The organism is Kitasatospora viridis, from assembly GCF_007829815.1.
Lineage (GTDB): Bacteria > Actinomycetota > Actinomycetes > Streptomycetales > Streptomycetaceae > Kitasatospora > Kitasatospora viridis.
Window position 1 is genome coordinate 1,528,467 of the sequence record NZ_VIWT01000001.1, and the last position, 21,511, is coordinate 1,549,977.

Sequence of the window (21,511 nt, forward strand, 5' to 3'; positions counted from 1 at the left end):
GCCCGAGGGCCCAGGACGGCGAACCGTCCCGGGCCCTCGGGAAGCACCGGACCTCGCGGCCCGTCGTCGATCAGTCCAGGTAGTCGCGCAGCACCTGGGAGCGCGACGGGTGGCGCAGCTTGGACATGGTCTTCGACTCGATCTGGCGGATGCGCTCACGGGTCACCCCGTAGACCTTGCCGATCTCGTCCAGCGTCTTCGGCTGGCCGTCGGTCAGACCGAAGCGCATCGAGACCACGCCGGCCTCGCGCTCGCTCAGCGTGTCGAGCACCGAGTGCAGCTGCTCCTGGAGCAGGGTGAAGGAGACCGCGTCAGCGGGCACGACCGCCTCGGAGTCCTCGATCAGGTCACCGAACTCGCTGTCGCCGTCCTCGCCCAGCGGGGTGTGCAGCGAGATCGGCTCACGGCCGTACTTCTGGACCTCGATGACCTTCTCAGGGGTCATGTCGAGCTCCTTGGCCAGCTCCTCCGGGGTGGGCTCGCGGCCCAGGTCCTGGAGCATCTGGCGCTGGACGCGGGCCAGCTTGTTGATGACCTCGACCATGTGCACCGGGATGCGGATGGTGCGGGCCTGGTCGGCCATCGCGCGGGTGATCGCCTGACGGATCCACCAGGTCGCGTAGGTGGAGAACTTGTAGCCCTTGGTGTAGTCGAACTTCTCGACCGCACGGATCAGACCGAGGTTGCCCTCCTGGATCAGGTCCAGGAAGAGCATGCCGCGGCCGGTGTAACGCTTCGCCAGCGAGACCACGAGGCGGAGGTTGGCCTCCAGCAGGTGGTTCTTGGCCCGGCGGCCGTCCTCGGCGATGATCTCCAGCTCGCGCTTGAGCTTGGGGGCGAGCTTGTCGGCCTGGCTCAGCTTGTCCTCGGCGAACAGGCCGGCCTCGATCCGCTTGGCGAGCTCGACCTCCTGCTCGGCGTTGAGCAGCGGGACCTTGCCGATCTGCTTCAGGTAGTCCTTGACCGGGTCGGCGGTGGCACCGGCGACGGCGACCTGCTGGGCCGGGGCGTCGTCCTCGTCGTCGTCGGAGAGGACGAAGCCCTCCGACTCCTCCTCGGGCTCACCCTCGGTGCCCTCGGTCTTGGCGCCGGGCAGCGCCACGTCCTCCAGCAGCTCCTCGTCGGACAGCAGCTCCTCGTCCGCCTCGGACTTCTCCCCCTTGCCGGCGGCGGTCTTCTTGGCGGCGGTCTTCTTCGCGGGGGCGGCGGCCTTCTTCGCCACCGCCTTCTTGGCCGGCGCGGCGGCGACGGCCTTCTTGGCCGACGCGGCCGCCATGGGCACGGTGACGTGCTCGGCGCCCGCCGGGTCGTCCAGCGAGGCGATCACGGTGACCGAGGTGACCGAAGTCACCGCGGCGGGGGCCACGGTCGCGGCGGGCGCGATGCGCACCGGGGGCTTGGTCGGGGCGGCCGGGGTGCGCGTGGTGACCGCCTTGGTGGCGGTGCGCTTGGTGGTGCTCTTGGCCGCGACGCTCTTGCGCTTGGCGGCGGACGGCTCGGCCGCGCTGACCATCAGGTCCACCCCCTCCTCAATCAGCACCTGATTGAGGCTGCGCATGACGTTCTTCCACTTGGTGACCGGGATCTGGTCCGCCTCGAATGCCTGACGCACGTCGTCACCGGCGATCTGCCCCTGGGCCTTGCCCCGCTCGATGAGCGCGAGCAGGGCCGCGGACTCTGCGATCTCGGGGGGGAGCGAACGGGATGTGCTGGCCGACACGAACAACCTCTCGGACGAAGAGTGGGACTCGGACCCGTACCGGACCGCCCGAGAGGACGTGGAAGCACCTGCCGCGGGGACAGGTGGTGGTTTCCGACCGGCTCGGACGCGAGGACTGGGCTTGCGGGACGCTGGTTTGTGGGACGGCAGCAGCGCCGCAGACCAACACAGCATTCTGACATGGTGCGGGTATTCCGGAGCTGCTTCCGCTCCGTACACATCGCTGCCGCTCCACAAGTGTTACGCATGCCGGTCGTGGCACAGGTCACACACCGCCCGGTGCCGCTCCGGCCGCCTCCGCCGCGTCGGTCCCGCCGCCGGCCCGTCGGGTCCGGCCGGGGTGGGCCCTCCGGTGTGGCCGTGGGGCCGCGCGTGGCGCTCCGGAGGGCTCTGCCCAGGACTTCCGTCGACCGGCCGGGTCCGTCGGCGCCGCCGGCCGTCCACCGGCGGCGCGGCTGACGGTCCGTCCGACGGCGGCCGGCAGTCCGTGGCCGGCGCCGCTCAGTGCTCGCGGGGCGCGGGCACCGCGTGCTCGACGTCCGGGTGGACGGTCAGCAGGGTGCGCATCGCGGCCTCGGCCGCCGCGCCGTCGCCGCTGCCGATCGCGTCGACCAGCCGGGCGTGCACCGTGACCGAGCTGTCCGAGGGACGCTCGCAAGCGGTCGCCGGACCGCCGCTGACCTGCAGCGCACCCGCGACGATGCCGGACAGGTGCTCCAGCATCCGGTTGCCGGCCATCTGCAACACCAAGGCGTGCAGCTCGCCGTCGGCCCGGGAGAAGGTGATCAGATCGCCCTGCGCGGCCGCGGCGGCCATGATCTCGGTCAGCTCGGTCAGCCGCTGCTGGATGTCCTCGCGGCCGTGGCCGGAGGCCAGCCGGGCGGCCAGCGGCTCGAAGGCCCAGCGCAGCTCGAACAGCTCCCGGCGCTGCTCCTCGCGCTGCGGGCCGAAGGCGCGCCACTCGATGATGTCCGGGTCGAGCAGGTTCCAGTCGCCCACCGGGCGGACCCGGGTGCCGACGTTCGGCCGGGCGCTGACCAGGCCCTTGGCCTCAAGGACGCGCAGCGACTCGCGCACCACGGTGCGGGAGACCTCGAACCGCTGGCCGATCTCCTCGGGGACCAGCGGACGGTCGGCGCCCAGGTCGCCGGAGACGATCATCTGACCGAGCTGCTGGACGAGCTGGCCGTGCAGGCCTCGGCCGCGGCTGCTGGTGGTCTTGCGGCCGACCCGGGCGAGGTCGCTCTCCGGCCCGTCCCAACGGGGGACGGGCGGGGTCGGCCGATCGGCGTAGGGGAAACGGTCGAGCTCGGCAGCGCCGGGCACGGGGGCCTCGGCGGTGCGGGCGGCGGTGATGGCGGGGTGCGCAAGGGTACTCACACGTCCTTTGTCGGCGATCGGCGCGCGCGGCTTGAGGATTCTCGTGAAAAGCACACGAAAGGGTGATCGCCCGAGGCTGGATCATTGACTTCTTATCAGGAAGAAATGGCCATACCGGTCGCTGAGTTGGCGGCTTGGCGGTGGGTTCTGACGGATAGTCGGACTCTGACGTTCCGTGCGGGTGCGCAGGGACGAGGCCCTGCTCAGAAGGACCGGCGGCGGGCCTGGCCGAGCAGGCAGAGCGCCAGCAGCAGGAGCACGGGCAGCAGCACCGCGCCGAGCGCGGGAACCGGCTCGGCGGCGGAGCGCAGCGCGGCGAGCGGCGCCGAAGCCGGCTCGGCCCAGGGCGCGCGGGCCACCCAGGCCACCCAGGGCAGGCCGATCCGGCGCAGCCGGTCGAGCTCGCTCGGGCCGCCGAGCAGCTCGACCAGCATCGGCAGCGCGCAGAGCAGCAGGAACCCGGCGATCGCGCTGCGACAGACCGTCGCGGCGAGCACCCCGGTCCAGGCGGCCGCGACCACCAGGGCCGCAAAGGTGGCCAGCACGAGCAGCGGGCGGTGGTCGGTGCGCAGCTGCTCCACGGCCTGGAAGTCGGCCGCGGCGACCACCGTGCCGGCGGGGGCCGCCAGCCGCAGGACCAGCGCGTTGAGCGGCAGCGAGGCGGCGGCGAGCAGCGCGGCGGTCGCGCCGACCAGGCAGAGCTTGGCGAGCAACAGGCGGATCCGGGCCAGGTAGCGCACCTGGGAGGCGGGCAGACCGGGACGGCGGACCTCGTGGCCCGCTGCGAGGACGCCGAGCAGTCCGGCGGCCAGGCCGGCGACCGGGACGGGCAGCAGCGGGAGCGACGCGGTGACGTAGCGGACCAGCTCGGCTCCGTGGACCTGGTCGGGGGCGGCGTGCCGGACCGCCACGGCCGCGAGAACCGCCTGGAGGGCCAGCGCGGTGGCCAGGATCAGCCAGGTGGACCGGACGCCGAGCAGTCGGCGGGCTTCGTAGGCGAGGACGCGCACGGGGTCACCCGTTCCAGTGGTCAGGCCCGGTCAGGGGCTGGGGGGTGATGGGGGTGGCGGGCGTACCGGTCGGGTCGGCCAGGTCGGTCGAGGCGGCCGGGCGTGCGGCGGCGGGGGCGGTCGCAGGGGCGAGGAACGCGGCCACCCGCGAGCCTCGCGCGCTGGGGCGCGGGGCCGGTGGGGTGGAGGGCGTGGCCGGGGCGGCCGGGGCAGCGGTGTGCTCGGCAGGCGCGCGGTCCTCGGGGGTCGCGCCGGAGTGCACCGGATCGACGGAGACGCGGACCAAGGCACTAGGGGGCGGCAGCTCGGCCCTCCGCGCCGGGCTCCCGGTCCGGGCGACCGGGAGGTCGGGGTGCTCACCGCCCCGCGTGGTCCGGGCGCCGGGAGGTGCTGACGGCTCCTCAACTGTGTGGGCGGGCGGCACCTCATCCGGGACCGGACGGTCCAGGAGCGCACCGTCCGGAGGTGCGCCGTCCGAAGGTGCGACGCATGCGGGTGCGACGTCCGGAGACGCGGCGTCCGAAGGTGCGACGCATGCGGGTGCGAGGTCCAGAGGCGCGGCGTCCGGGAGCGGCTGCCCCGTCACCGGCGGCAGCTCCAGGGTGGGCGGGGACTCCACCGCCGGGTCGGGAAGCGCTGGGCGGACCGGATGCCGTTCGCCCACGGTGATGGTGGCGGCCCGGCGCAGCTGGACGGTCGGGGCGGGGCCGCTCCTGGCCTGGATCGGGCGGACCGCGCGCGGGGCGGGCTGCTCGACCACTCGGTCCGCCAGTTCGTGCAGCATGATCCCGTTGCGGTAGGCGAGCTCGCCGATCTCGGTCCGTCCGAGGCCGGCCACCGCGAGACCGGCTCCGCCCTCGGGCCGGACCTGGGCGCCCTGCGCGACCAGCAGGTCCGCCAGCCGCGCCATCTGCGGGCCGCGCACCGCCACTTCCCGGTGCAGCCTGGTCCGGCGGAACTCGGAGACCGGCTGGTCGGCGACCTGCTGCCCCCGGTCCAGGGTGACCACCTGATCGGCCAGCAACGCCGCCTCCCGGGGGTCGCGGGTGGTGAGCAGCACGCAGCCGCCGCCGGCCGGGAAGGCCCGGATGAAGGCGTGCAGCCACTCCACGGTGCGGGGCGAGAGGCCCTCGGTCGGCGCGTCCAGCAGGAGCGCCGAGGGCTCGCCGAGCAGCGCGGCGGCAAGGCCGAGCCGGCGGGTCATGCCGGCCGAGAAGCTGCGCAGTCGGTGGTCGGCGACGGCGGCGAGCCGGGTCTGTTCCAGCAGTTCGTCGGCGTGCCGGGCGGGCACGCCGACGGCGGCGGCGAGCATCCGCAGGTGGCCGCGGGCGGTGCGCCCGGGGCTGCCGGGGTGGCTCCGCTCGTCCGGCAGCAGCACTCCGACCTCGTGCTCGGGGCGGCGCAGCCGCCGGTACGTGCGGCCGTCGAAGAGGGTCACACCGGTGCCGCGCTCCAACTCCAGCATCAGCCGCAGCGCGAGGGTCTTGCCGGCTCCCTCGGGGCCCAGCAGCGCGGTGACCGTACCGGGCCTGACGTCGAATCCGAGGTCGAACAAGGCCGGGCGACGGCCACGGCGGTACACCTTGGTGAGTCCACTGACCTGGATCATCACTGGCCGCTCCCACGTGCTCTGCTGCCCTGGCGGCCGTGGCCGCTCCGGATTCAGCACCCTAGGCGGCGGACCGGGAGATTCCGGGCATTGCACCAGTGGCGCGGGACGGCTCGCGGCCCCTCTCACCCGATCAGGGGACCGCGGCGACCACCTGACGACCGGTCAGGACTCCGGGCGGAGCATCGGCGGATTGAGCACCGTCGCACCGCCGGCCGCGAACAGCTGAGCGGGGCGGCCGCCCTGACGGGTCGTGGTGCCGCCGGACGGGACCAGGAAGCCCGGCGTGCCGGTGACCTTGCGGTGGAAGTTGCGCGGGTCCAGCACGACGCCCCAGACCGCCTCGTAGACCCGGCGCAGCTCGCCGACGGTGAACTCCTCGGGGCAGAAGGCGGTGGCCAGCGAGGAGTACTCGATCTTGGAGCGGGCGCGCTCCACGCCGTCGGCCAGGATCAGCGCGTGGTCGAAGGCGAGCGGCTCGCGGTCGGCCTCGGCCGGCCCGAGGAGCTCACCGACCGGCGCCCAGCGGGCGCCGCGGGCGTCGCCGCCCGGTTTCGGGGTGGGCAGGTCGGGGGCCAGCGCGAGGTGGGCCACGCTCACCACCCGCATCCGGGGGTCACGCTGCGGGTGTCCGTAGGTAGCCAGCTGCTCCAGGTGCGCGCCGGCCATCACCGGACCGCCGGAGGCGTGCGCCCGCAGCCCGGTCTCCTCGGCGAGCTCGCGGGAAGCCGCCTCGCCCAGGCCCTCGTCGGGGCGGACGAAGCCACCGGGCAGTGCCCAGTACCCCTGGAACGGCGGCTCGCCCCGGCGCACCAGGAGGGCACAGAGCTCGTGCTCGCGCACTGTCAGCACCACGAGGTCGACCGTGACTGCGAACGGGGGGAAGGCCGACGGGTCATAGCGCGACATGCGGTCGATCATAGTCGTCTCTCTGACGATAAACACGAGGTCAGCGGGAACTGGCAGCCCTCGGTGACCGACCCGGTCGGCTGGGGCGACGGTGACCGCTCCGGCCGCCGGCCGCCCGACGCCGCTCACCCCTTGCCGAGCTGCAGCTGCGGGGAGGCCTCCTCGACCACGGCCACGCCGATCCGGCTGACCCGCACCGAGAACGGCTCCCCCGCCACCCGCAGGCCGGCCAGCTCCAACTCGCCCAGCGGCGCGGTGCTGACCGGGCGGGCCACCGCCCGACCTGCCGGCACGTCCGGGCGGACCCCTGCCAACGCGAACACCGCGTGGGCCGCCGCGGCGGCGGAGGCGGCGGCGGGGCGGCAGGCCGCCGGGTGCGGCACCGGCGAGCAGTTCGGCAGCCGCTGTTCCCCGGCGTACATCTCCGGCACCCGGCCGGCGAAGTGCGCACCGGCGTCGAGCAGGCCTTCGAGCAGGGTGCCGGCCTCGCGCTCGAAGCCGGCATCGGCCAGCCCGGAGACGGCGAGCGCGGTCTCCAGCACCCGGACCGCGCCGCTGCGGTGGCCCAGCGGGTTGAATCGGGGCGACTTGGCGCCGAGCGTTCGCAGGCCCCAGCCGCAGTCCAGCTCGGGCGCCACCAGGCGCTGGGCGAGCAGCCGGGTCTGCTCGCGGTCGAGCAGACCCGGCAGCGAAGTTCCCTCCGCGCCCAGGCCGAGGTCCAGCAGGTGGACGAAGGAGCTGGTGACCGCGTTCACGACGCGACCGTCCGCGGTCAGCGCCGCGGCCGGGCGACCGCCCGACAGGTCGTCCACCCAGAACCGTTCGCGGAACCGGCCGCGCAGCTCCTGCGCCCAGTCGCGCCAGTGCTGGGCACCGGGGCGGCCGAAGGCCTCCAACAGCTCGGCGCCGTGCAGGGCGGCCCGGTGGGCCTGGGCCTGCACCTCGGCGCGGGCGACCGGCGGTGCGGTGGACCGGTCGTCGCCGAGCCGGGTCAGGTCCGCGACGAAGCCGTCGACCAGGCCGGCCTCGGCGGTGGCCCGCAGCGCGGCCAGCGCGCGCTCGGCGGCCGGCAGCAGCTCCGCCGTCTCGGCCCGGGGCAGGCCCCAACGCCAGGCCTCCGCCAGCAGGGTGACGAAGAGCAGGGTGGCCTCGGTGGCCGTGCAGGAGGGCGGCAGCTCGGGGCCGGCGTGCCGCAACGGACCGGGGACGACGCCCTCGCCCCGGCTGCCGGAGGGCGCTTGACGGCGTGCCAGGGCCCGCAGCGTGCCGAGCGCCAGCCGGGTGCCGAGCGGCAGGGTGAGCCGGGCCGCCCAGAGCGCGTCGGCCGGCGCCAGGCCGAACCGCCACGGGGCGCCGGACGCCGTGTAGAGGTCTCCGGGCCGGTCGGCGTCGGCCAGCAGCAGGCCACCGAGCGCGTCCAGCGAACGGGTCACCAGCAGTTCGGCCCGCGGGTCGTCGCAGCGGATCCGCAGGTCGGTCCACGGGGCGGCGACGCCGGCGCCGAGCCCGGTCGGCGGTCGCACCGCCGACGGAGCCAGCGGCTCCAGCTCGACCCGCAGCTCCACCGCCCAGCGCGCTCCCGGCTGCACCTCCAGGTCCCAGCGGAGCACCCCCGCCCCGGCCAGCACCGCGTGCGGCGAGGGGCGGGCACTGACGGTCGCGCTGTGGCCCCGACCGATCCAGCGCAGCCCGGCGGACTGCACCTGGGGCGGGATGTCCGGCAGACGGGTCCCGGCGCCGATCTCGGCCAGGTTGCCCAGGTCGGTACCGAGGGTGATCTCCAGCGGAAGTCGGACCGGTCGGCTGCCGGCGTTGCGGACGGTGATCGCCTCCGTGCCGTCGGCGTGCCGAAGGCGCTCGACGGTCAGGGCCGGATCCGGGTCGAGCTCACCGGGCACCCGGACCGCGCCGAGGAACCGGGCCTGGGCCGCCGTGGTGAGTTCGCCGTGCAGAGCGAGCGGCTCGATCCCGCCGAGCCGGACCTCCATCCGGTGCAACTGGCGGATCCCGGAGCGGTAGAAGCCGTGCAGCCCGTCGCCGTGCAGCTGCCCGTCGGGACCGGAGGAGACCATGGCCGGGGCGCTGACGCAGAGCACGTCGGCGTGGGCCGTGGCGGGCTGGCGACGGGACTGTGGGCCGGGGCGACCGGCGCCGGCCGGGACGGCGTCGGGCCGGTTGGACGCGGCCGGGGGCGCCCCGGCGACCGTCTCGGCCGGGATCGCGGTCTGTGCTGGCCTGGGGGCCGTCACCGGGCTCTCCTCCTGTCGGTGGACAGCGCGGGCCCAGGGGCTGCTGCTGTCAGGTCTGCTCTCGGTCGCGCGCGGGCCTGACCGCTCGTCTCCCGGCGGTGCGCCGGAATCACGGTGAGGCACTCCCCGGAGCCCGGGGACGGCCGCACCGCCGAGGCGGGACAGCCACGAGCTGCGGGCCCGGTGCCGCCCCTCCGAGTGAACGCGGGGCACCGGGCTCAGGTCACGCCCCGCCGCTCGGCGGAACGACACCGGCTCGCAGGTCGCCCCGGGGTCGTGGCGGTCGCCCCCGCCCCGCCGCCCCCGGTCCGCGTTCCGGGCCCCGGCCGGTACGGACGGACTGCGCCGACGCCCCTCGTCGGGCGCCAGGATACGGTGCCGACGGGGTACCGATCGCACCGGGAAGTGCCCGAACCCGACCCGGACCGGACCCGCGACCAGCGCCGGCCGATCCGGGGCCGGAGCAGCCGGAGGAACGCGCGCACCCACCGCGCCGAGCACAACAGACGAAGGAGTCTCATGTCCGTCGTGATCCGTCAGCCAGGCGTCGTCCTGACCGACCACCTCTTCCAGGTGCCGCTGGACCACGCAGCGCCCCAGGGCGAGCAGATCGAGGTCTACGCCCGTGAGGTGGTCGCGGCGGGCAAGGAGCGGGAGGACCTGCCCTGGCTGCTCTTCCTGCAGGGCGGCCCCGGCGGCCGGGCCGGCCGCCCGCTCGGGCGGGACAGCTGGCTGGACCGGGCGCTGGACGACTACCGGGTGCTGCTCCTCGACCAGCGCGGCACCGGGCGCTCCACCCCGGCCAACCGCCAGACCCTGCCGCTGCGCGGCGGGGCGGCCGAGCAGGCCGAGTACCTGGCCTGCTTCCGGGCCGACTCGATCGTCCGCGACGCCGAGCTGATCCGTCGTCAGCTGCTCGGTGAGCAGGGACAGTGGACCCTGCTGGGGCAGAGCTACGGCGGCTTCTGCACGCTCACCTACCTGTCGTTGGCGCCCGAGGGCCTGCGCGCGGCGATGGTCACCGGCGGCCTGGCCGGCCTGCGCAGCAGCGCCGCCGACGTCTACCGCGCCGCCTACCCCCGGGTGACCCGGAAGAACGCCGCGCACTACGCCCGGTACCCGCAGGACGTGGAGGCGGTGCGCCGGATCGTCGAGCACCTGGCCGAGGCGCCGGCCCAGCTGCCCGACGGCGGCGAACTGACGGTGCCGGCCTTCCAGGCGCTCGGTCTGATGCTCGGTTCCGGCAGCGGCTCCGACTCCCTGCACTACCTGCTGGAGGACGCCTGGGTCCGGGGCAGCGCGGGCCTGGAGCTCTCGGACACCTTCCTGGCCGGGGCGCAGGCCCAACTCTCCTTCGCCGGCGCGCCGCTCTACGCGGTGCTGCACGAGTCGATCTACGGGCAGCGCTCGGTCGACCAGGGCGCGACCGACTGGGCCGCCCAGCGGGTGCGCGCCGAGTTCCCCGAGTTCGACGCGCTGCGGGCACTGAGCGACGGGGCCCCGGTGCAGTTCACCGGCGAGATGATCTACCCCTGGATGTTCGAGACCGACCCGGCGCTTCGTCCACTGCGCGAAGCGGCGCAGCTGCTGGCGGAGCGGGCCGACTGGCCGGACCTCTACGATCCCAAGGCACTCGCGACCAACCAGGTGCCGGTCGCGGCGGCGGTCTACCACGACGACATGTACGTGGACACCGCCGACTCGCTGGCCACCGTCGACGCCGTGCGCGGACTGCGGGCCTGGGTGACCAACGAGTGGGAGCACGACGGCCTGCGGGTCAGCGGTGGCCAGGTGCTGGACCGGCTGATCCGGATGGTGCGCGGCCAGGCCTAGCGGCCGACGCCCCGGTCCGGGCCGCCGCGACCGGCAGCGGTGCGGCGGCTCCGGGACGGCCCGGCGGGCGACGCAGCGGATCCGGGCGGGCCGCGCGGGCAGCGCCGGCGCGCGGCCCGCACCCGGGGAGGCGGACGGGGCGGGTGGACGGCGCGGACTCGTGGTCATCCTGGGTCGCGCGCCGCCACCGTCAACGGGCTGCCCGGTCATCCGAGGCTCCCCGACTCGCCGGTTCCGTGCCGCCCGCCGGTGAGGTGGCTCAGGCGGCGCACCCGGCGCCCGGGAGCACGCGCGGGCCGGCGGGCACGCCCGCCCGGGACGGGACCTCGGCCGGGCTGCGGAGTCACCGCCGCCGGAGGCTGCGGCGGCACGTCACCCCCACCGCGCGGTCGGGGCACCGCGCCGGGGTGCGGGCCGGGCCTAGCGGGGCGGGCGATCGAGTGGCCAGCGCCGGGCGGCTCCCCGGAGCCGCTCGCCGGTTCGCGGGTGGCGGCCCTGGCGGGCCGCTCCTCCTCCGGGCCCACGGACTCCCCCGACCGGTTCCGCCCCGGGGTGGCCGGCGGACTCGGCGCGCCGTCGTCCTGGTCCGCCGGCGGGGCGCTGCCCGCCGGTCCGGGGCCCCCGTCACCCATCGGGGCGGTCGGCGGGCGCGGCCCTCCCGACGGTTCGTCAGGCCGGGCTCCGTGCTCCCCGTCCGGCAGCTGCGACGCGTCGTCGGCGACCGGCGCGTAGAGCCTTCGGGCCCGCTCGGCGCGGACGATGCTGAGCAGGCCGTCGGGCGGCAGGCTGGTGTTCAGCGACTCGTGGAGCAGGATCGCCAGGGTGTAGTCCGGGTCGAGTTCCAGCGCCATGCCCAGGACCACCCGGCTGGTCGCGGTGTCGCCGGCCAGCCAGGAGGTCCAGGCCAGCAGGGTCAGCGGCGCCTTGGCGTACTCGGTGTGCGGCGCGACGCAACGACGGGCCAGGTAGCGCCAGAGCCGCTGGGCCGCGACCAACTCGTCGGGCTCCGCGTACTCGGCGGCGCGGTCACGACTGGGCTTGTCCAGCAGGCCGACGATCAGCTGGGCGCTCTGCTCGGGGGTGAGCCGCGGCAGGCCGGAACGGCTCTCGGCCATGGCCTGCTCCAGCAGCTCGACGGTGGCGGCGAAGGCGCGCTCCGCGCCGTCCTTCTCGGTCATCAGCTGTTCGCAGGCGCGCGCCAACTCCTGCTTGAGGGCGGCTCGCTGGACGTCGGACTCGGGCGGGCCGATCGGCGCGAGGCCGGCGGCGATGGCGCGGCGGCTGCCGCGCGGGGCGAGGCCCGCGTAGGTGGCCGCGGCCACCACGGCGCGCGGCTCCCGGCTGGTGTAGACGGCGGTGCCGCGCGGCGAGCAGCAGGCCGGGTCGGTGCAGAGGAAGGACCACCAGCGGCCGGCCGAGAGGCAGAGCGACTCCTTGACCGGCAGGCCCAGCTCCCGGAAGGCGAGCAGCAGGTGGTCGGCCAGCGGACGCAGGGCCGGGGCGGGCGGCGAGCCGTCGGGCTCGGGCTCGCGGCAGAGGTAGATCAGCACCGCCTCCGGGGTGCGGCCGCGCTCCTTGGAGAGCTCGACCAGCAGCCTGGCGACGTCCGTGGCGGTCTCGGACCAGCTCCGCTCGTCGTCGGGGATGTCGAGCCGGATCGCGCCGCCCTGCCGCAGCTCGGGGCCGTGCAGTCCGATCACGACCAGGCTGTCGTCGGGGTAGAAGCCGAGCAGGTAGGGCAGCATCGCGGCCATGTCGGCCGGGCCGCGCATCCGGAGCACGTGCTGGCCGTCGAAGCGGCCGGCGGGGGTGGTGGAGTCGTCGTGGGTCATGGCGGAAGCCTGCGACGGCTCCGGCCGCGAGCGGTGAAATTTCCGCCGGCCTGTGGACAACCCCGGGCCTGTGGACAACGCGAGCACACCGAGTTCCGCCGAATGGGTGAACTGGACTGCTGGGAGGCCGAGTTGTCCACAGCTTCGAAGGCTTTTTCGCGCTCTGTCGCCCGCACGGGGTTTCATAGGTGCCATGAACCAGCCGATCCACACCCCCGCTCCGCTCCCCGGCGACCACGGCTCCGCCACCGGGACGGCCGACCGCGCGGCCGTCCGGGACCGTGCCGAGGCCGTGCTGCGCGAGCTCGCCGGGCCGGCCGCCCGCCTGCGGGAGGACCAGTGGCTGGCGATCGAGGCCCTGGTGGTCGACCGTCGCAGAGCGCTGGTGGTGCAGCGCACCGGCTGGGGCAAGTCGGCCGTCTACTTCATCGCCACCGCGCTGCTCCGCTCGGCCGGCGCCGGGCCGACGGTGATCGTCTCGCCGCTGCTGGCGCTGATGCGCAATCAGGTGGAGTCCGCCGGGCGGGCCGGGATCCACGCACGAACCATCAACTCGGCCAACCCCGAGGAGTGGGAGGGGATCCAGGCCGAGGTGGCGGCCGGCACGGTGGACATCCTGCTGGTCAGCCCCGAGCGCCTGAACAACCCCGACTTCCGTGACCAGGTGCTGCCGAAGCTGGCGGCCTCGACCGGCCTGCTGGTGGTCGACGAGGCGCACTGCATCTCCGACTGGGGTCACGACTTCCGCCCCGACTACCGCCGGCTGCGCACCATGCTGGCGGACCTGGCCCCCGGCGTGCCGGTGCTGGCGACCACCGCGACGGCCAACGCCCGGGTCACCGAGGACGTCGCCGACCAGCTCGGCACCGGGGCGGCCGACGGTCGGGCGCTGGTGCTGCGCGGCCCGCTCGACCGGGAGAGCCTGAGCCTGGCGGTGCTCCAGCTGTCCGACCCCGCGCACCGGCTGGCGTGGCTGGCCGACCACCTGGACGAGCTCCCGGGCTCGGGCATCATCTACACCCTGACGGTGGCGGCGGCGGAGGAAGTCACCGAGTTCCTGCGCGGGCGCGGGTTCCCGGTCGCCTCCTACTCCGGCCGCACCGAGGACGCAGAGCGCCGCACCGCCGAGGCCGACCTGCTGGCCAACCGGGTCAAGGCGCTCGTCGCGACCTCCGCCCTGGGCATGGGCTTCGACAAGCCCGACCTCGGCTTCGTGGTCCACCTCGGCTCCCCCGGTTCCCCGATCGCCTACTACCAGCAGGTCGGCCGGGCCGGCCGAGGGGTGGACCGGGCCGAGGTCCTGCTGCTCCCCGGCCGCGAGGACGAAGCGATCTGGCGCTACTTCGCCTCCCTGGGCTTCCCGCCCGAGGAGCAGGTGCGCCGCACCCTGGAGGCGCTGGCCGAGGCCGGTCGGCCGCTCTCCACCGCCGCCCTGGAGACCCGGGTGGACCTGCGCCGGGCGCGACTGGAGACCATGCTCAAGGTGCTCGACGTGGACGGGGCGGTGCGCCGGGTGCGCGGTGGCTGGCTGGCCACCGGTGAGCCGTGGGTCTACGACGGTCCGCGCTACGCCAAGGTGGCCAGGGCCCGGGCCGACGAGCAGCAGGCGATGCGCGAGTACGCGAGCGGCCAGCGCTGCCGGATGGAGTTCCTCAGGCTGCAGCTGGACGACGAGGAGGCCGCGCCCTGCGGCCGGTGCGACGTCTGCGCCGGCCCCCGGCACGAAGCCGGTGTCTCGGACGAGGCGCTGGCGGCGGCCCGGGCCGCGCTCGGCCGACCCGGCGTCAGTTTCGAGCCGCGCCGGCTCTGGCCCACCGGGATGGATGCGCTCGGGGTCGCGCTCAAGGGCAAGATCCCGGCGGACGAACAGGCCCAGACCGGGCGGGCGCTGGGCCGGCTATCCGACATCGGCTGGGGCGGACGGCTGCGCGCCATGCTCGGCGAGGGCGCGCCCGATGCCGCGGTGCCCAAGGACGTGCTGGACGCGCTGGTCACGGTGCTGAGCGACTGGGCGCGCGGTCCGGGCGGCTGGGCCGGCGCCGAGCCGGATACCGCCCGGCCGGTCGGCGTGGTGGCGATGGCCTCGGCCACCCGGCCCGCGCTGATCTCCTCGCTCGCCGAGCAGATCGCGCGGATCGGGCGGCTGCCGCTGCTCGGTCGGATCGAGTACCTGCACGGTGAGCCTCCGGCCGGTGCCCGCAGCAACAGTGCCCAGCGGCTGAAATCGCTCTCGGGGGCACTGTTGGTGCCCCCGCCGCTGGCTGCGGCCCTCGCCGAGCTCGACGGCCCGGTACTGCTCGTCGACGACCTCGTCGACAGCGGATGGACCGTCACCGTGGCCACCAGGCTGCTCCGCCAGCACGGTGCGAAGGGGGTGTTGCCGCTGGTCCTGGCCGTGCAGGCCTGAGCCGCGGAGCGACCGTCCGGGCCGTCGCGCAGCGGTCATTCGGACCGACCGGAGGGACTCTGCGCCATTTGGCGAATAAATCCGGTGAATCACATGATTTCCGGCGGCGTTCGTCAGTTCATCGTTGCCGCACGGTCCTTCTGCCGTGAGAATTGCAGGGTACCCGGAAGTCGGTCCTCAGGACCCTACTTCGGCGTACGCACACGCCCGCGCTACGCGGGCCGGAAGGAGGACCATGATCCACGGCATCGACCGCGGTCAGCTTTCCTCCGCCACGGGTCGGAGCCTCGACCTGGAAAGCTGGGCGAACGCGGGGGTGCCGTTGCTGGGCGACCCGCGCGACCTGGTCACCGAGCTGCACCAGCGTCATCTCCCGCAGCCCGGGACCAGTGTGATCGCCGTGCTGGAGCGTGACCACCGAGTGGTCGCCTCAGCCTCGGTCACCACTCGCCCGCACGTGACGGACGGCTGGCACCACCGAAACGCGCTGCTCGGCCAGCTGCGCAAGGTCACGCCGCACGACCTGAGACTCCCCTGTCCGCGCCGCACCGCCGTCCTGCTGCACTGCCGTGACGGCGAGCCCGGTTGGTCCGAGCCCGACGGGGCCTGGATGTGGGCCCTGCGGGACGCGGCCTCGCTGCACGGGCTGCGCTGCGGTGCCTACGTCGCATTGACTCCGGACGGCTGGCACGTCTTCGGCGAGGGTCGCCACGGCCGCACCCCGCACTCCGCCTCCTGGGCGGAGCGCCCGGTGCGCACCGTCTCCGAGCTGACCCGGCATCGGTCGGTGGTCGGCCGGGTCCACCGGCTCGACCGGGAGCCGGCCCCGGCCAGGATCTGGACCGCCGCCGAGGCGCGCACCGAGGCGGCCCGCCGCGCGGCCAACTGACCCGGCCGACCGAGCGCCGCCTGACGCGTGGTCAGGCGACGCTCCGCCAGCAGCGCTCGTCCAGCGGCCGGAGGGCGGCCGTTCATGAGGCGACCCGCTGATGGGGTGACCGCGCCGGGGAGCCGTTGACCGACCCGCCGCACACCGATCACCACAGGCCGTTCGCCTGCCGACCGCCCACCTTCCGGGCAGCACGAAGCCACCGCCCCGGCGAGACGTTCCAGCCGACGACCCGACCGGCCCGACGACCCGACCGGCCCGACAGCCCGACCGGCCCGACGACCCGACCGGCCCGACAGCCCGACCGGCCCGACGACCCGACAGCCCGCCTGGCCCGACGACCGGTCACCGTCAGGCCGGAACGGCCTGCCCCTCGGTGGCCGGCACCTCGGGCAGCTGCGCCGTGGCGCCGCAGACCACGAGCAGCGAGCCGGCGTGGGTGCGCGCCTTCTCCAGTGCGAGGACGCAGCGACCGGCGTCGGCCGTGTCCAGCACCAGGACGACCACCTCGCGCCGGGCGGGCCGGGTGAGCGCGACGTCGGCGTAGAAGACGTCCGCGCCCTCCGCGAGCTGGGCCCAGTAGCGGTCCGCGCCGAAGGAGAGCTCGTGCTGCTGCCACGGGTGCGGCTGATCGGCAGTCAGGACCAGGATGTCGCCGGGATTGCGGCCCGACTCCAGCAGCAGGTCCACTGCCTCGTCGGCCCGCTCCAGCGCCGCCTCCGGTGCGACCGGCACCAGCTGCACGGCCGTACCGCCGGCCGACGCGGAAGCCGCCGAGGCCGGGACTGGAGTCGGTACCGAAGTCGGGGTCGGCCGCGGAGTGGGCTTGGGGATCTGCGCCCCGCGCGCACCGGGCTTCACCGGTGCGGGCTTGGCCGCCGCGGGCTTCGCCGGCCCGGGCTTGGCCGGCACCGGACGCGGACCCGGTCGGGGCCCGGGCACCGGAGCGGCCCCGGGGCGTGCCGCCGCGCCCGACGCGGCAGCGGCGCCGGGCCGGGCAGCGGTGGGGCCGGCACCGGCGGCGGGTGCTGCGGAAGTGGTTGCGACAGGGGACGCCTTGCTGGCGGCAGGCGTGTTGGGGGCTTCTGCGTCCGACTCGCGGGGGAAGGGAACGCCGTGGCCCGGGATGCTCTCGTGAATCTCCGGCTCCTCGGGGAAGACAGGCATACCCGGATATCTATCAAATGCCGGTCGGATGCGCACGGGCGCCCCACCAATTGGGCTGCCGAGCCGCGACCCGATCAGCGGAACGTGCTGCCCCGAACACTCCTGATGATCAGTCAGAAGCCCAGCGTGAGCTGTTCGTCGCCGTCCGCTTCCCTAGTGCGCTTGAGGTGGCTCCAGCGCGGCAGGGCGTCGAGGTAGGCCCAGGAGAGCCGGTGGAGGTCGGTCGGACCGTGTTCCTCCAGTGCCGCCTTGTGCACCGGGGACGGGTACCCGGCGTTCTCCGCGAAGCCGTACTCCGGGTAGTCCGGCGCCAACTCCGCCATCAGCCCGTCCCGGTGGACCTTGGCGAGCACCGAGGCGGCCGCCACGCAGACGCAGCTCTGGTCGCCCTTGATCACCGTGCGCACCCGCCACGGGCCGCCGAGGTAGTCGTGCTTGCCGTCCAGGATCACCGCGTCCGGCACCACCGGCAGCGCCTCCAGCGCACGCACCGCGGCCAGCCGCAGCGCCGCCGTCATGCCGAGTTCGTCACATTCCTGCGCGGAGGCCTGTCCGATCGCCGAGGCGGTGACCCAGTCGGCCAGCACCGGGGCGAGCAGTTCGCGGCGGCGCGGGGTGAGCAGCTTGGAGTCGGTCAGCCCCTCCGGCGCCTTGCGCATCCCGGTGACCGCGGCGCCCACCGTGACCGGGCCGGCCCAGGCACCGCGACCGACCTCGTCGAGTCCCACCACCACGCTCGCTCCGGCTCGGCGCAGCGAGCGCTCCACGCTGTGGGTCGGCGGCTGGTAGGGCATCGCGGTCGGTTCCGTTCCGGGTAGTGACGGGCAATGACGAGCAAAGACGAGCAGTGGCGAGTGGTGGCGGGCGCGGGACCAGTCCGGCTCCCGCGCCCTCCACCCTACGACCGCCCACTCCCGAGCTTCACCGCCCTGGTCCGCCCGTCACCACCCCGGTCGGCACGTCACCACCCCGGCCCGCCCGTCAGCAAGCCGGTCAGCCCTTCACCGACCCCGCCAGCAGCCCGCGCACGAAGTACCGCTGGAGCCCGAAGAACACCCCGAGCGGCACGATCATCGACAGGAACGCCCCGGCCGTGAGCAGTTCCCAGTGCCCGCCGAACGAACCGGAGAGCTGCGCCAGGCGCACCGTCATCGGCGCCACCTGCGGGGTGCCGCCGGCGAAGGTCAGCGCCACCAGCAGGTCGTTCCAGACCCAGAGGAACTGGAAGATCGCGAAGGAGGCCAGCGCCGGCGTGCAGAGCGGCAGCACGATCGACCGGAAGATCCGGAAGTGCGAGGCGCCGTCCACCACCGCCGCTTCCATCAGGTCCCTGGGCAGTTGGGAGATGAAGTTGTGCAGCAGGAACACCGCGAGCGGCAGCGCGAACATGGTGTGCGCGAGCCAGACCGGCGTGTAGGTGTCCTTGAGGCTGAGCGCCGGGATCACCGTGACCGAGCCCAGGTGCGCGCCCCGGGAGAAGAGTTGGAGCAGCGGGATCAACGCCATCTGCAGCGGCACCACTTGCAGCGCGAAGATCACGAAGAACAGCGTGTCGCTGCCCTTGAACTTCACCCAGGCCAGGGCGTACGCCGCCATCGCCGCCAGCAGCAGCGGGAAGACGGTGGCCGGCACCGCGATCGCCAACGAGTTGACCAGGTACGGCATCAGCCCGCCGCTGACCCCGAACCCGCCCTCGAACAGCACCGAGTGGTAGTTGTCGAGGGTCAGCTGCGGATGGCTGAGCACGGTCCACCACCCGCTGTCCGCCACGTCCTGCTTGGGCCGCAGCGAGGTGACCAGCAGCCCCAGCGTCGGAATGGTCCAGAGCACCGTCAGCACGATCACGAAGAGCGAGGCCAGCGGGCTGCTGAAGGACTTCCGCACCGCCTTGACCGGTGGCACGGCAGGCGGGGCCGCTGAGCCCGCGGATGCCGCGGAACCCGGCTCGGGCACCGCGTCGGAGACCGGACTGCTGCTCATCGGTGACCACGCTCCTTCCGCAGCTGGACGATGTTGTAGCCGACCAGCGGCAGCACCGCGAGGAAGAGCAGCACCGCGAGCGCACTCCCCCGGCCGACGTTGAACTCGGTGAACGACTGCGAGTACATCTCGTTGGCCAGCACCTGGGTGCCGAAGTTGCCCCCGGTCATGGTGCGCACGATGTCGAAGGCCTTCAGCGTGATCAGCAGCACCGTGGTGAGCACCACCACCAGGGTGGTGCGGATCATCGGCACCGTGACGTACCAGAAGAGCTTGAACCCGCTCGCCCCGTCCAGCCGGGCGGCCTCGGTGATCTCGTCCGGGATCGCCTTGATCGCCGCCGAGAGCACCACCATGGCGAACCCGGTCTGCACCCAGACCATCACCACCATCAACAGGAAGGTGTTCAGCGGCTGGGCGAGGATCCAGTTCGGCGGGTGCCGCCAGCCGAGCCAGATCGCGAGCTGGCTGAGCAGCCCGATCTGCGCCTGCCCCGAATCGCGCGAGTCGTAGACGAACTTCCAGATGATGCTCGCGCCGACCAGCGAGATCGCCATCGGCATGAAGATCAGCGACTTGTAGAGCGACTGCCGGCGCAGCCGGTCCACCAGCAGCGCCAGCGCCAGCCCGAGCCCGGTGGCCGCCACCGGGACGACCACCAGCCAGAGCAACGTGGTGAGCAGCACCTGGTGGATGTCGTCGCTGCCGAACGCCCAGCTGTAGTTGCGCAGGCCGACGAACCTGCTGCTGTCGTCGTTGCGCAGGCTGAGGTAGCCGGTCCGCAGCAGCGGCACGACCAGCCCGACCAGCACCAGCAGCACCGTCGGCCCGAGCAGGACCAGGACCGCCAGCGGCCGCCCGAACCGGCCGGTGGCCCGGCCCGCCGCGAAGAAGACGAGCAGCAGCACCGCGAGGAACCCGGCGATCGCGCCGGCACTGTTGCCGAGCTTGATCACCGCGTCGTCCCAGCCGGAGGCGAGCAGCGCCGTGGTCGCGCCGGCTCCGGCCCGCCCGGCCGGAACGGGACCCGTGAGCAGCATCCGGCGCTCCTACTGCGGCCAGGCGGAGTCGATGTCGCGGGCGGTCTGCTGGATCGACTGCCCCTCCGCGAACCAGGCGGTCAGCGACTTCCACTCCTGCCCGGAGCCGACGGCGGCCGGCATCATGTCGGAGGCGTCGAACCGGAAGGTCGCCGTGGGGTCGGTCAGTTCGGCGGCCGAGAGCTGGTCGATCGGGTCGGTGTACAGGCTCTTGTCCACGCCCTGGTTGGCCGAGACCCAGCCGGTCGCGTTCGGCACCTTGATCCGGGAGTCGGCCCAGGCCGCCGTGGAGAGGTAGTCCTGCACCGCGCGCACCTCGGGCCGGTCCGAGAAGGCGGTGACGAACTCGCCGCCGCCCTCCACCGGGTTGGGGATCGCCGGGTTCACGGCGGGCAGGTGGAAGGCGTAGACGTCGCCGTCCGGCCCGACCTTGGTGCCCTTGGGCCACTGCGCCTCGTAGAACGAGGCCTGCTGGAGCATCCAGCACTTGCCGGTGAGGATCGGGCCGCCGGCGTCCTGGAAGGTGGTGGTGGCGATGGACTTCACGTCGCCGAAGCCGCCGTTGACCCAGGCCGGGTTCTGCATCCAGTTCGCCACCGTCTGCATGGCCCCGGTGATCTGCGGGTCGCTGAACTTGATCTTGTGGCTGACCCACTGGTCGTAGACGTCCCCGCCCTGGCCGCCGAGCACCACCTCCTCCAGCCAGTCGGTGGCCGGCCAGCCGGTCGCGGTGCCCGAGCCGATCCCGCCGCACCACGGCTTGCTCCCGTTGGTGCCGGACTTGGCGATGGTGTCGCTGAGCTTCATCAGGTCGGCCCAGGTCGTCGGCACCTGGTAGCCGGCCTTCTTGAACGCGGAGGGCGAGTACCAGACCAGCGACTTCATGTTGGCGCTCATCGGGGCCGCGTAGAAGACGCCGTCGACCGAGCCGTAGGTCTTCCAGACCGGGCTCCACTTGTTCTCGTTGGCCACCGTGGTGGCGTCCGGCTTCTTGACCTGACCGGTCTTCACCATCTGTGCCAGCAGCCCCGGTTGGGGGATGATCGCGAGGTCGGGCGCCTGGCCGCCGTTGACCCGGACCGGCAGTTGGGACTCGAAGTCGTTGGATCCCTCGTAGGAGATCTTGATCCCGGTGCAGGAGCTGAACTTCGCCCAGGACTGCTGCAGCGAGTCCGACTCGGGGCTGAGGATCGACGCGAACATCGTCACCGTGGTGCCCGAATGCCCGGCGTACGGCTGGTACTCGGCGCAGTCGCCGGCGAGGGTGGCGGATCCGCCGCCACCCCCACCGGTGCTGCTGGAACTGTTGGAACAGGCGGCCACCAGGGCCAGCCCCAGAACCGCGGGGGCGACGATCAGTTGCTGACGGAACCGGCTACTCGGACTTGGGCTCATCACGTTCTCCTGCGGCCTCGGCACGAACGGAACGGAACGAACACACGGCGCGGCGCTGAACGACTAAGCGGGACTGGTCGGTCGGTCGACT

The 21,511-nt window shown here is 73.9% G+C and carries 15 protein-coding genes; 3 read left to right on the forward strand and 12 right to left on the reverse strand.

Translation table 11 applies throughout. From position 1 onward, the window contains the following. Positions 1 to 70: 70 nt before the first annotated feature. From FHX73_RS06870 to FHX73_RS06895, 6 genes are all read right to left on the reverse strand, one after another. Positions 71 to 1,720 carry an RNA polymerase sigma factor gene (locus FHX73_RS06870; protein WP_145904135.1) on the reverse strand — a complete coding sequence of 550 codons (1,650 nt, stop codon included), beginning with the start codon at positions 1,718 to 1,720 and terminating at the stop codon, positions 71 to 73. A gap of 501 nt (positions 1,721 to 2,221) precedes the next feature. Further along, entirely contained in the window at positions 2,222 to 3,154 is a 933-nt protein-coding gene (locus FHX73_RS06875; RefSeq protein ID WP_145904136.1) for a FadR/GntR family transcriptional regulator, read from the reverse strand. A 149-nt stretch (positions 3,155 to 3,303) separates the two neighbouring features. After that, positions 3,304 to 4,110 (reverse strand): hypothetical protein, encoded by an 807-nt coding sequence (locus tag FHX73_RS06880; protein ID WP_145904137.1) that lies wholly within the window; start codon positions 4,108 to 4,110, stop codon positions 3,304 to 3,306. Positions 4,111 to 4,114: 4 nt separating this feature from the next. Next, positions 4,115 to 5,719 carry an ABC transporter ATP-binding protein gene (locus FHX73_RS06885; RefSeq protein ID WP_145904138.1) on the reverse strand — a complete coding sequence of 535 codons (1,605 nt, stop codon included), beginning with the start codon at positions 5,717 to 5,719 and terminating at the stop codon, positions 4,115 to 4,117. A gap of 165 nt (positions 5,720 to 5,884) precedes the next feature. Then, positions 5,885 to 6,628 (reverse strand): NUDIX hydrolase, encoded by a 744-nt coding sequence (locus FHX73_RS06890; RefSeq protein WP_145904139.1) that lies wholly within the window; start codon positions 6,626 to 6,628, stop codon positions 5,885 to 5,887. Positions 6,629 to 6,753: 125 nt separating this feature from the next. Then, positions 6,754 to 8,877: a glycogen debranching N-terminal domain-containing protein gene (locus FHX73_RS06895; RefSeq protein ID WP_246213395.1), complete on the reverse strand. Its 2,124-nt coding sequence runs from the start codon at positions 8,875 to 8,877 to the stop codon at positions 6,754 to 6,756. A gap of 519 nt (positions 8,878 to 9,396) precedes the next feature. On the opposite strand from FHX73_RS06895, the gene FHX73_RS06900 reads away from it, so the two are divergent. Then, positions 9,397 to 10,710: an alpha/beta fold hydrolase gene (locus FHX73_RS06900; protein ID WP_145904140.1), complete on the forward strand. Its 1,314-nt coding sequence runs from the start codon at positions 9,397 to 9,399 to the stop codon at positions 10,708 to 10,710. A gap of 206 nt (positions 10,711 to 10,916) precedes the next feature. Here the strand turns inward: FHX73_RS06900 and FHX73_RS06905 are convergent, their stop codons facing one another. Beyond that, positions 10,917 to 12,542, reverse strand: coding sequence for a DUF4192 domain-containing protein (locus FHX73_RS06905; protein ID WP_170304868.1), 1,626 nt, complete (start codon positions 12,540 to 12,542; stop codon positions 10,917 to 10,919). A 193-nt stretch (positions 12,543 to 12,735) separates the two neighbouring features. Here FHX73_RS06905 and FHX73_RS06910 point away from each other — a divergent pair, with 193 nt between their 5' ends. Together FHX73_RS06910 and FHX73_RS06915 are read left to right on the forward strand one after the other, a co-directional pair. After that, a complete protein-coding gene (locus FHX73_RS06910) occupies positions 12,736 to 14,949 on the forward strand; it encodes a RecQ family ATP-dependent DNA helicase (RefSeq protein WP_145904142.1) in 2,214 nt (737 codons plus the stop codon). Positions 14,950 to 15,184: 235 nt separating this feature from the next. Next, positions 15,185 to 15,838, forward strand: coding sequence for a hypothetical protein (locus tag FHX73_RS06915; RefSeq protein WP_145904143.1), 654 nt, complete (start codon positions 15,185 to 15,187; stop codon positions 15,836 to 15,838). A gap of 351 nt (positions 15,839 to 16,189) precedes the next feature. Here FHX73_RS06915 and FHX73_RS45520 read toward each other — a convergent pair whose 3' ends face one another. From FHX73_RS45520 to FHX73_RS06940, 5 genes are all read right to left on the reverse strand, one after another. Beyond that, complete coding sequence (locus FHX73_RS45520; RefSeq protein ID WP_145904144.1) at positions 16,190 to 16,582, reverse strand: hypothetical protein; 393 nt, start codon at positions 16,580 to 16,582, stop codon at positions 16,190 to 16,192. A gap of 536 nt (positions 16,583 to 17,118) precedes the next feature. Beyond that, complete coding sequence (locus tag FHX73_RS06925; RefSeq protein WP_145904145.1) at positions 17,119 to 17,799, reverse strand: ribonuclease HII; 681 nt, start codon at positions 17,797 to 17,799, stop codon at positions 17,119 to 17,121. A 199-nt stretch (positions 17,800 to 17,998) separates the two neighbouring features. Beyond that, positions 17,999 to 18,985: a carbohydrate ABC transporter permease gene (locus FHX73_RS06930; protein WP_145904146.1), complete on the reverse strand. Its 987-nt coding sequence runs from the start codon at positions 18,983 to 18,985 to the stop codon at positions 17,999 to 18,001. Then, positions 18,982 to 20,025, reverse strand: coding sequence for a carbohydrate ABC transporter permease (locus tag FHX73_RS06935; protein ID WP_145904147.1), 1,044 nt, complete (start codon positions 20,023 to 20,025; stop codon positions 18,982 to 18,984). The genes FHX73_RS06930 and FHX73_RS06935 overlap by 4 nt, the downstream gene beginning before the upstream one ends. Before the next feature lie 9 nt (positions 20,026 to 20,034). Beyond that, positions 20,035 to 21,420 (reverse strand): ABC transporter substrate-binding protein, encoded by a 1,386-nt coding sequence (locus FHX73_RS06940; protein ID WP_145904148.1) that lies wholly within the window; start codon positions 21,418 to 21,420, stop codon positions 20,035 to 20,037. Positions 21,421 to 21,511: the final 91 nt, after the last annotated feature.

What these genes read in the sequence shown, in the direction of transcription:
- FHX73_RS06930 (WP_145904146.1), bottom strand. Translation starts at nt 18,985, where the DNA reads ATGAGCAGCAGTCCGGTCTCCGACGCGGTGCCCGAGCCGGGTTCCGCG.
- FHX73_RS06890 (WP_145904139.1), bottom strand. Translation starts at nt 6,628, where the DNA reads ATGTCGCGCTATGACCCGTCGGCCTTCCCCCCGTTCGCAGTCACGGTC.
- FHX73_RS06925 (WP_145904145.1), bottom strand. Translation starts at nt 17,799, where the DNA reads ATGCCCTACCAGCCGCCGACCCACAGCGTGGAGCGCTCGCTGCGCCGA.
- FHX73_RS06935 (WP_145904147.1), bottom strand. Translation starts at nt 20,025, where the DNA reads ATGCTGCTCACGGGTCCCGTTCCGGCCGGGCGGGCCGGAGCCGGCGCG.
- FHX73_RS06915 (WP_145904143.1), top strand. Translation starts at nt 15,185, where the DNA reads ATGATCCACGGCATCGACCGCGGTCAGCTTTCCTCCGCCACGGGTCGG.
- FHX73_RS06905 (WP_170304868.1), bottom strand. Translation starts at nt 12,542, where the DNA reads ATGACCCACGACGACTCCACCACCCCCGCCGGCCGCTTCGACGGCCAG.
- FHX73_RS06900 (WP_145904140.1), top strand. Translation starts at nt 9,397, where the DNA reads ATGTCCGTCGTGATCCGTCAGCCAGGCGTCGTCCTGACCGACCACCTC.
- FHX73_RS06910 (WP_145904142.1), top strand. Translation starts at nt 12,736, where the DNA reads ATGAACCAGCCGATCCACACCCCCGCTCCGCTCCCCGGCGACCACGGC.
- FHX73_RS06885 (WP_145904138.1), bottom strand. Translation starts at nt 5,719, where the DNA reads ATGATCCAGGTCAGTGGACTCACCAAGGTGTACCGCCGTGGCCGTCGC.
- FHX73_RS06940 (WP_145904148.1), bottom strand. Translation starts at nt 21,420, where the DNA reads ATGAGCCCAAGTCCGAGTAGCCGGTTCCGTCAGCAACTGATCGTCGCC.